The organism is Nitrobacter sp. 62-13, assembly GCF_001896955.1.
Taxonomy (GTDB): domain Bacteria; phylum Pseudomonadota; class Alphaproteobacteria; order Rhizobiales; family Xanthobacteraceae; genus Nitrobacter.
Genome location: NZ_MKRN01000017.1, coordinates 1 through 12,795, shown reverse-complemented (window position 1 = coordinate 12,795; position 12,795 = coordinate 1). Strand labels below are relative to the sequence as shown.

The following is a 12,795-nucleotide window of genomic DNA, read 5'->3' as shown; positions in this document are numbered from 1 at the left end:
GCTGCCGAGCCAGTTCGTTGAAGGCATTGTTCTCGACAGGGGTGAGCGAAGGAGGCTTCAGGTCGGTCGGGGACCTGAACGGCAGGACATTCTTGGGGGTTTCCACGACGGTGTCCGGTTCTGCTGGCTGAAGTGAAAATTCTGCGGCGGGCGTTGCGTCGGAAGACGTCGATGTGGCTGCCGGCTGTAGAGAGGAGGTCTCGTTGAACAAAAATTCGTGATGCCGATGCGCTGCGAGCCGAGCCAGACTGTCGCGATCGCGGCAGACGCCGAAGCCGCGATAGCCTGCGAAATTCCGCGCGCGATCGTAGATCGGCAGCCCCGACAATTCGACCGGCAAACGCAGGTCGGATCCGTCGACGGGCCAAAGCAGCGTGATGCCGCTCCAGGTGTCGCGGGTGGCGACGGCTTTCGCAACGCGGCCTTCGGGATCGAGTCCGAGCACCTCCGTGATCTCGCTCCACAACCGGCCGAAGCCGGCCGCCGTGCGCATGCCGATCACGCGGGTGAAGTCGTCGGAGCCGAGCGAGAAGCGGCCTTCTGCATCCATCCGCCACATGAAGCGCAGGGGATGGCGACGCATCCGCGGATGGGAATCGCGCGGCGGGGCGTCGTCGGGTGCGGGCGATGCATCGGCCGCAGGATGTCCTGTCGGCTCGACTGCCTGCGGGGCAACGGCTGCCTCGCTCAGTGACGGCGGTGCGGATTGCGATTCAGGCCCGCTTCCCGTCGAAGGATCTGCGATTTGCGGCGCGAGCAGCGCGACGAGTCCGACGTCGCCGCCGCTGCCGACCCGTTGCAGCACCATGTGCAACGGACCTGTCGACGTCTCCGCGCGGCCCTCGCGCAGCGCCTCTTCGCGCGCGCCCTCCAGCCCGGGCTCCGCCAGGCTGTGAAAACCGAGCAGCGGCCGCGCGGCGTCGCTGGCGCCCACCAATCGCCCGTCGCGTTCGAACGCGGCGATCGGCCTGTCGATGCCATCCACCAGGCGCTGCAAGCGTTCGATCAGCGGCAGGCCGCCGCTGACCGGCTCCACGCAGGTGATGAGGATGCCGTCGGTGCCGTCCGGAAAATCCAGCCGCGCGCAGGCGCAGGTGACGAGGCCGCCGAGCATAGCGCCGAAGCCGCGCAGGCGTTCGAGCCGCACCGCTCCGGTCGGCAGTAGCCGGTCGGCAAGTCGCGACACCTGCTGCCGGTGCGGATCGTCTGGACCGAAGTGTCGCGATGCAAGCGCCGACGTGTTGGCAGCGCCGAACATGGAAGCGCCGACCGGATTGGTCCACAGCACGCGCGTGCCGTCGAACGACCACAGCCACGCGGGCTGTGCTGCTGCCGCGTGAACGGCGAGCCGCGGATCGGTCACGCCCTGCAACTGGAAATCGGCGCTGGTGTCGGCGCTGGTCATGGGCACCGTGTCGTTCGACGTCTCTGGTTGGTGTCTGTCGCCGCTGCGCATGCGGGCGCCGGTGGCGGTTTGTCAGTATCGCGTTCGGCTTCTCTCAGGTCCACGGCCCGCACTCCGTAATCCCCGCTAAAGCCCGGATAATCTTAATTCGGCCGGCGTTCATGGACCTCCGCGGCCCGAAGCACGTTGAGGTGTTGCAAAAGCAAACCAGAGGTCCACGATGGGGAAGCCGTGAAAGAAACCAGCGCGAGGGCATGCAACAGGAGTGGCGACCATGAGCGATGAAGGGCGTGACCGTTTCGAGATTCCGAACGACATGCGGTCGATGGCCGAAGCCGGTTTCGAGCAGGCGCGCAAGGCTTTCGACAGTTTTCTGAGCGGAGCCCAGCAGACTGCGAGTTCGATCGACGGACGCAACCAGGCGGTTCGCAGCAGCGTTCGCGACATCAGCAGCAAGGCGATCTCCTTCGCCCAGCAGAATATGACGGCGTCGCTGGACTATGCCGAGAAGCTTCTCCGCGCCACCGATCTTTCCGAGGTGATGCGGCTGCACACCGAATATGTGCAAAGCCAGATGAAGGCGCTGACCGAACAGGCCAGCGAAATAGGGCAAAGCATGGGCCGGGCCGCCATGGAAATGGGGAAGCCCAAAATCTGACGCGGGCCCGCGACCGAACCCTGGCGCTTCGAGCTCAGCCTACCGGATCGCCTCAGGTTCTTTCAGGATACGGCTTTTGCGCCGCAATATCTTGGTTGCGTTGCACAATCGTTATGATAAGGATGTAGGAGGCTGCCTTGCCCGCTCTCGAGATCGACAATCCCGAATCCGGGCATCCGTGATCCGTTTCCGCCGCTTCGAACGGCCGCTTGCGGATCACGCGGTTTCATCCGATGCGAAGGACATGTGCCATGACCAACACAACCGATCCGTTCGAAGTCCCCGAGCAGGTGCGCGCATTCGCCGAAAAAGGCATCGCGCAGGCCCGCGACAACTATGCGAAATTCAAGGAAGCCGCGCAGGACGGCAACGGCGCCATCGAGGCGGTATTCAACGCCGCCAGCAAGGGCGCGCATGCCTACTCTTCGAAGCTGCTCGGCTTCGGTCAGGCCAACACCAGCGCCGGCTTCGATTTCCTGCAGGAGTTGGTCGGAGCCAAGTCGCTGTCGGATGCGACGGAAGTGTGGAGCAGCCACGCCCGCAGGCAATTCGGGACGTTTGCGGCCCAGGCGAGGGAGCTCACCGAACTGGCTCAGGAGATCGCGGTTGAGACCGCCGAGCCCATCAGGACGGGCGCGTCGAAACTGTTCCAGCCGACCGCCTGATCGACGGAACGTTTCCGGCCTGCGACAGATCCGGTCCGGGTTTGCCGTTGCGGGGGTGGTTTCCGCCGGAATGTCGGCGAGCGTTTCCTTTATTTCGCGCGGAAGCCGAGCCTGGCACCGGCTGGCGACGTGTAAGAGCAGTTTCCGTCGCTGAGCCAAGCGGCCGGCTTATAACCGGCCGTTGCGGCCTTGCCAAAGCAGGGCGTTGCTCCTAGTTTCCGCCCCGTTCGCAACCGTTTTCAGGACGCGAGCCGGATGCAGTTGTAGCTCAGTTGGTTAGAGCGCCTGTCTGTGGAACAGGAGGTCGGTGGTTCGAGCCCACCCAACTGTACCAAGCAATTCAACCGGTTAGTTGAAGTCGCCGTGTCCACCGCGGCGATGCGGCGCGCGACGGTAAGTTGCGGATGCAGCGCGATGACGATCTCACCCGAGCCGATGCACCAGAGCGGCGATCGAACCCCGAGATTCTCGTAGAGATAGCGATTGCTCCAAGGGGGCCTTCAGGCGCGCAACGCCGGGAGGGCCGATGGCGGAGACGGCTGCGCCGTCAACCCGAAGGGCGAGGCCCTTTCTCGGGTACGCCGGGGGCTACCAGATCCCCGGCGCACCGTCGGTCGTTTTCTTCTTCGGCGCGTGCTGTCGTCGATCGCCGCCGGAGATAACAGCAGTGCATCCGCTGCACCTGGCTGCCTGCTGCGTACATTCCCTGGCGGCGACGTCACATTCACGAAAACGCGGCCGAACCGCCATCAGCGCATATCAAAAAGCCGATTGTGATCGGAATACGCGCTGGTCATCGCTCAAGAGCATTGCCCGGGCTAATCGAGTTCCGCTTAGCCGGAAAACGCTCAGTACCCCATCCAGCGGGGCGGTTCGTTCAACTTGTCAGGCCAGGACAGGGCCTTCGTCGAATACCAGTTGTCGACTTCCTTTTTTGTGAACTCTGTTCCCCACCCGTATCGCTGCTGCAGCTTTTTCTCGAGCTGCTCCTTGTTGCCGGCGATCTCCCAAAGGTCGTCGAAAGTGAACTTGCCCCACTGATCTCTGACCTTGTACTTGACCTGATCCCAGTTTTCTTCAATCCGATTCCAGTCCATTTTTAGTCCTCCTCCATGGTAGCGAAGGAGAAAACGGTCCCTGCATGTTTGTTCCGTGGTCAAATGGTCGCACCCCGTATGCAAGCCTCGATTTCACTGGCGCGGCTACGAAGTTGATTGCTGGATCGCCCTATCGGGGAGTCGTTGCGTGACGCAGAAGACAGGAAGCGGAAAACACAAAACGTCCTATCCGGACGCCGATGCGACTGAATTTGTTCACGATCTTGAGGAGTACCGCGCGCCTGATCTTCCCGAACGGTTGAGCGATCCCATGCGGGTCGACCTGGGATTGCTGGCGCGGATCGACGCGGCCAGGAAAGCAGGCGGGCCGGTCGGCGAGCACTCGGTCTGGTCGCGATGGTACGATGCCCAGGTCGAGGAATTGCGTGGCCGATGGATGGCGCTGTTCGACTTCTATAAAATCGCCGCGCGATCGCCGGAGGATGCCTGGATGCAGCTTGCGACCGCCCTGGCGCGCGACTTCGTGCCGGGCCTGCTGGTGGAGAATGTTTTTCCGACTCAGGATCTTCTCATTGAACAGGCGCGGCTTTTCACCCTGATCACGGAAGTGTCGGAAGCCGTGCGCGCGCGGCGCGGCGAGGCCAACGACGGTGTTTCCGAACGAACGGTGCTTGAAGAGGACTTTTTCAACGAGCAACCGTGGAACGCCGAGCTGTTCGGAAAGAAGCCGGACAGCATCGATACGCTGATAGCAAGGTTCGCGCGGGAAAAGGAACGCTTCGCCAGATTGCTTATCGAACAATATTGGTCGAAGGCCGCGATCTTGTCCTTCTTCGCCGACTCCGGTCTCGAAGCGCCCGAATTCGTTGCGGAACTGCCGGGGTAACGGCGTTATCGGAACGGGTTGCGCCCGGCAGTTTGCCAGGCTCCAGATTGGGAAGAAGCCTTGGATTGTTCAACTGATTGAAGGTTGCGCTTGTTGAGCGCCGCTGCCGTTCCCTGTAACGGCCGACGTCCTGCGTAAAAATCACACGCCGGGCACGGGTTAGACAAAACGCGTGCCGATGCGTTGGTACCGCAGCCTGAAACCGGCAAAAGAGGCTACGTCCATCATCCCCGTAGCGGCCGGTTGTCACCCGGCGTGTGCCACTGACAACAAAGCCAAGTATACGACGATTTCGGCGGCTTTTCCATTGCGGTGAGCACGGAGCGGGCGGAAACTTTCCGTCAAAGCGCGAACCGCTCGAACGGCAAGCCCTTAGCTGCTTTTGTCCGACTCCGCGTTGGCCGGCGCCGGCAGGCTCTCAAGCAGGGCTTGCAACGTCGTCAGCGTCGATGGATCGGCGACGCCGTCGACACGTTCCGGCCTGAAGTGACGCTGAAAGGCCGTCACCACCTCCGCGGTGGTGTTGTCGAATGTCCCGCTGGCCTTGATGCCGTAGCCGTATCGCGCCAGCGACTGCTGGAGCGCGTGGACAGCGTCGCCCTCGCTGCCGATCTTCATCACCTCGCCCGGCACGATCGGCGTCGGCCGGACCCATTGCCCGACGCCGGAATCCGCCAGCGCGTGCCACGGAAATTTTTCGCCGGGGTCTTTCTTGCGTGCCGGCGCGACGTCGGAATGCCCGACGACACGCCAGGGCGGAATGTCGCGGCGAATAATGATGCCGCGGCACAGCGCGATGACGGCAGCGATCTGCCGCAGCGGAAAATCCGGATAGCCCCAGTCGTGGCCGCGATTGACGATCTCGATACCGATCGAGCAGGAGTTGATGTCTTCCTCGCCGGCCCATGAGGCGACGCCGGCGTGCCAGGCTCGCTTCGCCTCCTGGACGCACTGCACAACGCGCCCGTCCTCGAGCACGACATAATGTGCGGACACGTCGGTGCCCGAGGTGCACAGCCGCGCCAGCGCGCCCTCGACGTCGGGCATTCCGGTGTAGTGCAGCACGATCATGTCAGGCTGACGCCCTTTGGCCCGGTCGCCGAAGTTCATGGAAGGCACGGTGTCGGAGACGACCGATGAGTCCGGGATGAAGGTCGGCATTCCAGCGATAGCCTTGGGGACCGGGAGAGGGCGTCGACGTCTGGGGTCAGAATAAGCGTATGCGAACGAACCTGATAGCATGCAACGACCCAAAACAGATAAGAGAACGGCACGCGGCGTGAAGCGCGCGGTCCGTTTCGACGACTCACAGTAGGATCACTATCCGGACGCCTGGTCCGGCAGGCAATCGAAGCCTGACCGTCTTTCGCCTTTTCCCCGACTTTGGACGGGTGGCGTCAGGCTCCAGCGCATCGGGGCGCGACAACTCGATTCCAGGCAAAATCATCAACCCTTTCTTAACGCTAACCGCCGTTACTGAGTGATGAAGCGCCGAACCGGTTTCGGGGCGGCCGAGGTCCCATTTGCGCTCGAAATCCCCATGGCAGCCCCTCAAATTCCATGCGGAAGCCCGGGTTTGTCAGTCTATCTCCTGGCGCGGGAGCTGGTGGGGACCAAGCCGGTCGGACCCGCCGTGGCGATGGGCCCCGAGGACCGGAACGGCCGGTTGATTGTCGGGCATTCAAGGCGGAATGGGCGCGCGCGTGTCGAGAGCACTGCATCTGCGGACGAGGGCGAGACCATGACGGCTGCGCCGGTGCGCCATGTGCCCGTGCTCGGCCACGAGGCCGTCGCCATGCTCGCGCCGCGTGCGGGAGGCGTCTATGTCGATGCGACCTTCGGGGCCGGGGGCTATTCCCGCGCGATCCTAGCCACTGCCGATACCCGCGTGATCGGGATCGACCGCGACCGTACCGCGATTGCCGGCGGCTTCGGTCTGGTCGAGGAGTCCGGCGGCAGGCTGACGCTGGTCGAGGACCGCTTTTCCAATCTCGCCGCGATCTGCGCCGCCGAGGGCGCTGACGCCGTCGACGGCATCGTCATGGATGTCGGGGTGTCCTCGATGCAACTCGACGAAGCCGGTCGCGGCTTCTCGTTTCGTCTCGACGGTCCGCTCGACATGCGCATGAGCGCGCATGGGCCGACCGTGGCCGACGTGTTGGCGCGCGCCTCCGAGACCGATCTCGCCAACATCATCTATGTCTTCGGCGAGGAGCGGCGCTCGCGTGCGGTGGCGCGCGCCATCGTTGCCGCACGGCGGGACGCGCCGATCGCGACCACGCGGGCGCTGGCCGACATCGTCTCGAAGGTGGTCCGCGCCAAGCCGCACGAGATCCATCCGGCGACGCGCACGTTCCAGGCGTTGCGGATTTTCGTCAACGAGGAGCTTGATGAACTGATCGCGGCGCTGGCGGCGGCGGAGCGTGTGCTCAAGCCGGGCGGGCGGCTCGCGGTGGTGTCCTTTCATTCGCTGGAAGACCGTATCGTCAAGAACTTCTTCGCCGCGCGCGGCAAGGCGGTCGGCGGTTCGCGCCACCTGCCGGAAATCGAACGGGCCGCACCGAGCTTTGCCATTCTGACCCGGCGTCCGGTGACGGCGGGGGACGACGAAGTGCGCGCCAATCCGCGCGCCCGCTCCGCCAAGCTGCGCGCCGCCGAACGCACCGCCGCGCCCGCGTTCGACGCCGATACGCATCCGGCCTGGCCTTCGCTCGCAAACGTGATGCGGGGAGGCTGATCGATGCGGATCATCCATTTCCTCGTCGTCTGCGCGCTGGTCTATGCGGCGTCGTATGTCTACCGCATCAAGATGGATTCCACGGCCCGCACCGAGCGCGTGCTGCGGCTTCAGGCGCAGGTGCGCGAGCAGCGCGAGGCGATCGCGGCCTTGCGTTCGGAATGGGCCAGGCTCGATGCGCCGAGACGGTTGCAGATTCTGGCCGAGCGGCACCTGAAACTGAAGCCCATTGAAGCCACGCAATTCGATTCTCTGAAGAACCTGCCGGAGCGGCCGCCGAGCCTGGTGCCGCCCGGGACGTCCGACCCGATCGGCGCCATGATCGAGATCGTCGATCCCGATGTCATCACCGGCTCGCTTCCCGCGTCGGAGGGCCCACGATGACCGGCTGGAACATGCGCGGCCGCGTCAGCCGCACGCTGTCGGTGGCGTGGAGCCAGAGCACGATCCGCAGCCTGCTCTACGGGCGTAACGTCGATCGCGCCGCCAAGGCGCGGGTGCGCGTAGGTCTCGTCATTATTGTATTCGGCCTGATCTATTCGGTGATCGCGGCCCGTCTTGTGATGTTTGCGGCATTCCCGGATGATCGGGGAGGACACCGCACGGCGTCGCAGGATGCGATCGCCACCGCTCGGCCCGATATCGTCGATCGCAACGGCCAGATTCTCGCCACCGACGTCAAGGCGCCGAGCCTGTTCGGCGAGCCGCGCCGCATCATCGATCGCGACGAGGCGGTCGAGCTGCTGACGGCGACGCTTCCCGACCTTGAGACCGCCGAAGTCCGTCAGCGCCTCGGCACCCGCAAGGGCTTCGTCTGGCTGAAGCGCGAGATCACCCCGTTGCAGCAGAAGGAAATCCACAACCTCGGCATTCCGGGCATCGGCTTCCTGCGCGAGAACAAGCGCGTCTATCCGAGCGGCAGCGAGGTCGCGCATCTGATCGGCCTGGTCAACATCGACAACCAGGGCATCGCAGGCATGGAGAAGTGGCTCGACACCAACGGGCTCGCCGATCTGCATCGCGCCGGTTTCGCCACCGACCGCCTGCAGAAACCGGTGGAACTGTCGATCGACCTGCGCGTCGAGCACGCGCTGCGCGACGAACTGCTCAAGGCCAAGGAGCACTATCACGCCAAGGCGGCCTCGGGCCTCGTCTCCAATGTGCGGACCGGCGAGATCGTCGCGATGGTCTCGCTGCCGGACTTCGACCCGAACAACCCGAAGGAGGCCCACGATCCCGATCGCATCAACCGTCTGACCACAGGCGTGTACGAAATGGGTTCGACCTTCAAGGCCTTCACGCTGGCGATGGCGCTCGATTCCGGCAAATACGATCTGAATTCGATGTGGGACGCGCGCGCGCCGCTGCATTTCGGCCGCTTCACGATCCATGACGACCATCGGCTCGGTCGCTTCATCAACATGAAAGAAGTGTTCACCTATTCGTCCAACATCGGCGCGGCGCGGATCGCGCTTGCGCAAGGCGTCGAGGCGCACAAGGCCTTCCTGCGCAAGATGGGGCAGATGGAACGCCTGCGCACCGAACTGCCGGAAAGCGCTTCGCCGATCCTGCCGCGCAAGTGGGGCGAGTTGAACACCGTCACCATCGCCTTCGGGCACGGCATCGCGGTGGCGCCTTTGCAGGCCGTGATGGGAATCGATGCGCTCGTCAACGGCGGTTACCTCATTCCGCCGACCTTCCTCAAGCGATCCGAAGCCGATGCGATGAAGCTCGCCAAGCGGGTCATCAAAAAGGAGACCAGCGACAAGATGCGCTTCCTGCTGCGGTTGAACGCCGAGGTCGGCACCGCGAAGAAAGCGGACGTCAAGGGCTATTATGTCGGCGGCAAGACCGGCACCGCCGAGAAGGTCATCAACGGCCGCTATGCCAAGAAGCGCGTGCTCAACGCCTTCACTGCGATCCTGCCGGCGGACAACCCCCAGTACCAGCTTCTGGTGATGCTGGACGAGCCGCAGCCGCTCAAGGAGACATTCGGTTTCATCACCTCGGGCTGGAACGCGGTGCCGACCGGCGGCAAGGTGATCGCGCGCATTGCGCCGCTTCTCGGCGTGCAGCCGCGGTTCGATCTGCCGCCGTCCGACCGCCTTATTCTTGCGGCATCCCGAGCGACGCAGTAAACGCGGGGTCAGCCGCGCGGCCGGGACCAGGAGAGCATGAAACTTCGCGAGCTTTTCGGCGATGATGCCGCCATGGATGCACGGACAGGCGAGCTGGCCGTCACCGGCCTTGCCGTGGACAGCCGCGAGGTGAAGCCGGGCGATGTGTTTTTCGCGCTTGCCGGCACGACGACCGATGGCGCTCGGTTCGTCGATGCCGCGGTCGCGTCCGGCGCCGTTGCGGTTGTCGGTGAGCACGCGCCGGTCGGTGGCCGCGTTCCGTTCATCGTGACGTCGAATCCGCGCCGTGCGCTGGCGCTGGCGGCGGCGAAATTTTTTCCGCGGCAGCCGGGGACGATCGCAGCCGTCACCGGCACCAGCGGCAAGACATCGGTGGCAGCCTTCACGCGGCAGATCTGGCAGCGGCTCGGGCATCCCGCCGCCAGCATCGGCACCATCGGCGTGGTCTCGCCCTTGCGCAACGTGTACGGCTCGGTGACGACGCCCGATCCGATCGCGCTGCATCGCGAACTCGATCAGCTTGCCGGCGAGGGCGTAACGCATCTCGCGCTGGAGGCATCGTCGCACGGACTCGACCAGCATCGCCTCGACGGCGTTCGCGTGCGCGCCGCCGGCTTCACCAATCTCTCGCGCGACCACATGGATTATCATCCGACCGTCGCGCACTATCTCGATACGAAACTGCGGCTGTTCCGCGAACTGGTCGAGCCGGACGGCGTCGCCGTGATTTCCGCCGATCACGATTGTTCGGGCACGGTGATCGAAGCCGCCGTCGCGCGCAACCTGTCGGTGATGCGGGTCGGCCGTCGTGGCGACGGCGCGCACCTCGGCATTCGTCTGGTCGATGCCGCTATCGAGGGCTTTGCCCAACGGGTAACTCTCGAACACGCCGGACGCGATCGCATCATACGCCTGCCCCTGGTCGGCGAATTCCAGATCGAGAACGCGCTGGTGTCGGCGGGCCTCGTCATCGGCACCGGCGGCGACGCCGATCAGGTGTTCGCTGCGCTCGAGCATCTCGAAGGCGCCAAGGGGCGGCTCGAACTGGTTGGCGAGCGCAACGGCGCGCCGGTCTTCGTCGATTACGCTCACAAGCCGGACGCGCTGGCGAAGGCGCTGCAAGCGCTGCGGCCGTATGCCAGGCGGCGGCTCGTGGTGGTGTTCGGCGCGGGCGGCGACCGCGACGCGGGCAAACGTCCGCTGATGGGCGAGATCGCCGTCAACAATGCCGATGCGGTCATCGTCACCGACGACAATCCGCGCAGCGAAGATCCCGCCGCGATCCGCGCCGCGATCCTTGCGGCCGCGCGCGACGCGCGCGAGATCGGCGATCGCGCCGAGGCGATCCAGACCGCTATCGCGGACCTGCAGCCCGGAGACGCGCTGCTGATCGCCGGCAAGGGCCACGAGACCGGACAGATCGTCGGCGACCGGGTGCTGCCGTTCAGCGATCACGAGGCGGCGGCGGCGGCGTTGGCAGCGAGAGTGGCATGAGCACGCAGCCGTTGTGGACGCTGGACGCGATGGCCGCGGCGATGCGCGCCAAACGGCGAGGGGCGTTGCCCGCGGCGATCGCCGGCGTCTCCATCGACAGCCGCACCGTTGCACCTGGCGAAGCCTATTTCGCGATCAAGGGTGACGTGCATGACGGCCACGCTTTCGTCGCTGCCGCCTTGAAGGCAGGTGCGGCGCTGGCGGTGGTCGAAGCCGCCCAGCGTGACAACTTCGCTGCCGATGCGCCTTTGCTGATTGTCGACGACGTGCTTGCCGCATTGTGCGATCTGGCGCGGACCTCACGCGCGCGGCTTTCAGCGCAGGTGATCGCCGTGACGGGCTCGGTCGGCAAGACCTCGACCAAGGAAGCATTACGGAGCGTGCTGGCTGCGCAGGGCAAGACTCACGCCTCGGTAGCCTCGTTCAACAACCACTGGGGCGTGCCGCTGACGCTGGCGCGCTGCCCGGCGGACGCGCGTTTCGCGATCTTCGAGATCGGAATGAATCACGCGGGCGAGATCGCGCCGCTGGTGAAGATGGTGCGGCCACATATCGCCGTTATCACCACGGTCGAGCCGGTGCATCTGGAATTTTTCTCCGGCATTGAAGCGATCGCCGACGCCAAGGCGGAAATTTTCGAAGGCGTCGAGCCGGGCGGCGCCGTCGTGCTGAACCGCGACAATGCGCAGTTCCCGCGGCTGCTGCAGCGCGCCGGGAAACTCGGCATTGCAAGGACCGTCTCGTTCGGCGCGGACCAGAAAGCCGACGCGCGCCTGCTCGATGTGGCGCTGCATCCGGCTTGCTCCGCGGTGCATGCAAAAATTCTCGGTCATGAACTGACCTACAAGCTCGCCATGCCCGGCCGCCACATGGCGATGAACTCGCTGGCTGTTCTGGCGGCGGCATCGCTGGCCGGGGCGGATCTCGCGCTTGCGGGTCTTGCGCTGTCGCAGGCGCAGCCGGCTGCGGGGCGCGGCGTGCGCCATGCCCTGACCGTGCCGAACGGCGAAGCGACATTGATCGACGAGAGCTACAACGCCAATCCGGCCTCGATGGCGGCGGCGCTCAACGTGCTCGGCCAGGCTGAAACAGGCGCGCAGGGCCGTCGCATCGCCGTGCTGGGCGACATGCTGGAACTCGGCCCCGGAAGCGCCGATCTGCACCGCGGCCTGACCGAGCCGATCAATGCCAATGCCATCGACATGGTATTTTGCTGCGGTCCGCTGATGCGCAACCTGTGGGATGCGCTTTCCTCCGGCAGGCGGGGCGGCTATGCAGAGGGATCGGGCGCGCTCGAATCGCAGGTGGTGGGAGCGATCCGTGCCGGCGACGTCATCATGGTCAAGGGCTCGCTCGGATCGCGAATGAAAGTAATCGTGACGGCGCTCGAAAAGCGATTTCCCGGCAACGCCGCGCACGACGGAGGCGCGGTTTAGGGTTTCACATGTTTTATTGGTTGATCGATCTTTCCAACACTGTTCCGGGACTCGGCATTTTCAAGCCGCTCCTGAACGTCTTTCGCTACATCACTTTCCGCACCGGCGGTGCGATGGTCACGGGCGCGTTGTTCGTGTTCCTGTTCGGCCCCTGGATCATCGACAACCTCCGCTTGCGCCAGGGCAAGGGACAGCCGATCCGCGCCGACGGGCCGCAGTCGCATCTCATCAGCAAAAAGGGCACGCCGACAATGGGCGGCCTGATGATCCTGTCGGGACTTGTGGTGTCGACCGTGCTGTGGGCCAATCCGCTCAATC

General features: G+C 64.7%; 10 protein-coding genes, 1 tRNA gene and 2 pseudogenes. 10 read left to right on the top strand and 3 right to left on the bottom strand.

Annotated elements, in window-relative coordinates; genetic code table 11:
- Positions 1-1,405 (bottom strand): annotated as a pseudogene (locus tag BGN91_RS02310) (PAS domain-containing sensor histidine kinase); the annotation flags it as partial.
- Positions 1,406-1,679: 274 nt separating this feature from the next.
- On the opposite strand from BGN91_RS02310, the gene BGN91_RS02305 reads away from it, so the two are divergent.
- The 3 genes from BGN91_RS02305 to BGN91_RS02295 all read left to right on the top strand — a co-directional run bounded on the left by BGN91_RS02305 (position 1,680) and on the right by BGN91_RS02295 (position 3,062).
- Positions 1,680-2,063 carry a phasin gene (locus tag BGN91_RS02305; RefSeq protein ID WP_292610343.1) on the top strand — a complete coding sequence of 128 codons (384 nt, stop codon included), beginning with the start codon at positions 1,680-1,682 and terminating at the stop codon, positions 2,061-2,063.
- Between the two features lie 251 nt (positions 2,064-2,314).
- On the top strand, positions 2,315-2,728 hold the full coding sequence (locus tag BGN91_RS02300; protein ID WP_292610342.1) for a phasin: 414 nt from the start codon (positions 2,315-2,317) through the stop codon (positions 2,726-2,728).
- A gap of 257 nt (positions 2,729-2,985) precedes the next feature.
- Positions 2,986-3,062 (top strand) — tRNA-His (locus tag BGN91_RS02295).
- 514 nt (positions 3,063-3,576) lie between these two features.
- Here BGN91_RS02295 and BGN91_RS02290 read toward each other — a convergent pair.
- Positions 3,577-3,825, bottom strand: a complete 249-nt coding sequence (locus BGN91_RS02290) for a CsbD family protein (RefSeq protein ID WP_292610341.1) — start codon at positions 3,823-3,825, stop codon at positions 3,577-3,579.
- Positions 3,826-3,973: 148 nt separating this feature from the next.
- Between BGN91_RS02290 and BGN91_RS02285 the strand changes: the two genes are divergently transcribed.
- Positions 3,974-4,672, top strand: a complete 699-nt coding sequence (locus BGN91_RS02285; RefSeq protein ID WP_292610340.1) for a hypothetical protein — start codon at positions 3,974-3,976, stop codon at positions 4,670-4,672.
- A 372-nt stretch (positions 4,673-5,044) separates the two neighbouring features.
- On the opposite strand, the gene BGN91_RS02280 is transcribed toward BGN91_RS02285, so the two are convergent.
- Complete coding sequence (locus tag BGN91_RS02280) at positions 5,045-5,914, bottom strand: N-acetylmuramoyl-L-alanine amidase (protein WP_292610339.1); 870 nt, start codon at positions 5,912-5,914, stop codon at positions 5,045-5,047.
- A 499-nt stretch (positions 5,915-6,413) separates the two neighbouring features.
- Here BGN91_RS02280 and rsmH point away from each other — a divergent pair, with 499 nt between their 5' ends.
- From rsmH to mraY, 6 genes and pseudogenes are all read left to right on the top strand, one after another.
- On the top strand, positions 6,414-7,409 hold the full coding sequence (rsmH, locus tag BGN91_RS02275) for a 16S rRNA (cytosine(1402)-N(4))-methyltransferase RsmH (RefSeq protein WP_292610410.1): 996 nt from the start codon (positions 6,414-6,416) through the stop codon (positions 7,407-7,409).
- A 3-nt stretch (positions 7,410-7,412) separates the two neighbouring features.
- A complete protein-coding gene (locus BGN91_RS02270) occupies positions 7,413-7,793 on the top strand; it encodes a hypothetical protein (protein ID WP_292610338.1) in 381 nt (126 codons plus the stop codon).
- An 11-nt stretch (positions 7,794-7,804) separates the two neighbouring features.
- Entirely contained in the window at positions 7,805-9,547 is a 1,743-nt protein-coding gene (locus tag BGN91_RS02265; RefSeq protein ID WP_292610409.1) for a penicillin-binding protein 2, read from the top strand.
- Positions 9,548-9,583: 36 nt separating this feature from the next.
- Positions 9,584-11,041 carry a UDP-N-acetylmuramoyl-L-alanyl-D-glutamate--2,6-diaminopimelate ligase gene (locus tag BGN91_RS02260; RefSeq protein ID WP_292610337.1) on the top strand — a complete coding sequence of 486 codons (1,458 nt, stop codon included), beginning with the start codon at positions 9,584-9,586 and terminating at the stop codon, positions 11,039-11,041.
- Positions 11,038-12,477: a UDP-N-acetylmuramoylalanyl-D-glutamyl-2,6-diaminopimelate--D-alanyl-D-alanine ligase gene (locus BGN91_RS02255; protein WP_292610336.1), complete on the top strand. Its 1,440-nt coding sequence runs from the start codon at positions 11,038-11,040 to the stop codon at positions 12,475-12,477. The genes BGN91_RS02260 and BGN91_RS02255 overlap by 4 nt, the downstream gene beginning before the upstream one ends.
- 8 nt (positions 12,478-12,485) lie before the next feature.
- Positions 12,486-12,795 (top strand): annotated as a pseudogene (gene mraY / locus BGN91_RS02250) (phospho-N-acetylmuramoyl-pentapeptide-transferase); the annotation flags it as partial.

Excerpts from the sequence above, each read along its gene's own strand:
- BGN91_RS02305 (WP_292610343.1), top strand. The coding sequence starts at position 1,680 with ATGAGCGATGAAGGGCGTGACCGTTTCGAGATTCCGAACGACATGCGG.
- BGN91_RS02300 (WP_292610342.1), top strand. The coding sequence starts at position 2,315 with ATGACCAACACAACCGATCCGTTCGAAGTCCCCGAGCAGGTGCGCGCA.
- BGN91_RS02290 (WP_292610341.1), bottom strand. The coding sequence starts at position 3,825 with ATGGACTGGAATCGGATTGAAGAAAACTGGGATCAGGTCAAGTACAAG.
- BGN91_RS02280 (WP_292610339.1), bottom strand. The coding sequence starts at position 5,914 with ATGCTATCAGGTTCGTTCGCATACGCTTATTCTGACCCCAGACGTCGA.
- rsmH (WP_292610410.1), top strand. The coding sequence starts at position 6,414 with ATGACGGCTGCGCCGGTGCGCCATGTGCCCGTGCTCGGCCACGAGGCC.
- BGN91_RS02270 (WP_292610338.1), top strand. The coding sequence starts at position 7,413 with ATGCGGATCATCCATTTCCTCGTCGTCTGCGCGCTGGTCTATGCGGCG.
- BGN91_RS02265 (WP_292610409.1), top strand. The coding sequence starts at position 7,805 with ATGCGCGGCCGCGTCAGCCGCACGCTGTCGGTGGCGTGGAGCCAGAGC.
- BGN91_RS02260 (WP_292610337.1), top strand. The coding sequence starts at position 9,584 with ATGAAACTTCGCGAGCTTTTCGGCGATGATGCCGCCATGGATGCACGG.
- BGN91_RS02255 (WP_292610336.1), top strand. The coding sequence starts at position 11,038 with ATGAGCACGCAGCCGTTGTGGACGCTGGACGCGATGGCCGCGGCGATG.